Genomic DNA, 1,415 nt, shown 5'->3' on the forward strand with positions numbered 1-1,415 from the left:
GCCCGTCGCCGTGCAGGCAGATGGTCTGGGCGTTGAGCGGCACCCACGCGCCGTCGACGGCCTGCACGCGCTGCTCACGGATCATCGCGAGCGTGCGGGCGAGCACGGTGCTTTCGTCGTCGAGCAGCGCGCCCGGCTCGCTGCGCGGCACGAGCGAGCCGTCGGCGCGATAGCCGCGGTCGGCGAATACTTCCTCGACGGCCACGAGGCCCGCTTCGCGCGCGGCCGCCACGAGCCCGCTGCCCGCGAGCGCGAACACCGTCACCGAGGGATCGAAGTCGTGCACGGCGGACACGATCGCGTCGGCGATCTTCGCGTCGCGCGCGGCCTGGTTGTAGAGCGCGCCGTGCGGCTTGACGTGCGCGATGCGTCCGCCTTCGGCCTGCGCGATCGCCGACAGCGCGCCGAGCTGATACAGCACGCCCGCGTAGATTTCCCCGGCGGGCAGATCCATTTCCTTGCGGCCGAAGTTCTCGGGATCGTTGAAGCTCGGGTGCGCGCCGATCGACACGCCTTTCTCCACGGCCCAGCGCACGCATTCGCGCATGGCGTTGGCGCCGCCCGCGTGCCAGCCGCACGCGATGTTGGCCGAGCTCACGAGGTCGAGCAGCGCCTCGTCGGAGCCGCAGCCTTCGCCGAGATCGGCGTTCAGATCGATGGTCGTCATGGTGGTTCTCTCCGTGTTGCCTCACGTCCGCGTCGCGCGCGGGCGCGTCGTTGCCTGGTGGTGCGTGGGTGTTGCGTACTATTGCGTGTCGATGTCCGCTGCGTCGTGACGCGCGTGCTGCCTCAAGCCGTCGCCGCGTTGCGTTTGCGGCTCGCGTAGCGTTCCTCCTGCATGCCGATGGCGGCGTCGATCTGGCGCAGATACGCGCGCTCCTCTTCGAGCGCGTGGCGCGCCACGGCGGGCGTCGCTTCGACGAAGCGCACGCCGGCCGTGAGCCGCACCTGCGCGAGCTTCCACAAATCGGCGCGGATCACGACGCCGATCTTCGGATAGCCGCCGGTGGTCTGCGCATCGCTCATCAGCACGATGGGCTGGCCGTTCGGCGGCACCTGAATCGTGCCGGGCAGCACGGCGTGCGAGAGCAGCGCGCCGCCCGTCTCCTGCGCGACGCGCGCGAGCGGCGTGCCGTCGAGCCGGTAGCCCATGCGGTTGCTGTTGGGCGTCACCTGCCATTCGTCGGACCAGAACGCGCGCTGCGCTTCGGGCGTGAAGCGCTCGTATTCCGGTCCGCGCAGCACGCGCACGGGCAGCGCCCAGAGCATGCCGTCGGGATGCCGACCGCGCCGGTGATACGGCTCGTCGACGTGGACGAAGTTGCACAGCGTCGGCGCCTTCACGCCGAACGGCGGCGCGTCGGGGCCGAGCGAGGCGCGTTCGCCGCCGGGCGCGAACGACGCGCCCGTGGCGA

At 71.2% G+C, this 1,415-nt stretch carries 1 protein-coding gene and 1 pseudogene; both read right to left on the reverse strand.

The features are described from left to right. On the reverse strand, positions 1 to 667 hold a 667-nt coding region (gene pxpA, locus G3N97_RS38750; RefSeq protein ID WP_205997991.1), incomplete at its 3' end, for a 5-oxoprolinase subunit PxpA. 122 nt (positions 668 to 789) lie between these two features. Then, positions 790 to 1,415 (reverse strand): annotated as a pseudogene (locus G3N97_RS38755) (allophanate hydrolase); the annotation flags it as partial.

The sequence above is a fragment of the Paraburkholderia sp. Ac-20347 genome (assembly GCF_017104805.1).
In the GTDB taxonomy this organism is placed as follows: domain Bacteria; phylum Pseudomonadota; class Gammaproteobacteria; order Burkholderiales; family Burkholderiaceae; genus Paraburkholderia; species Paraburkholderia tropica.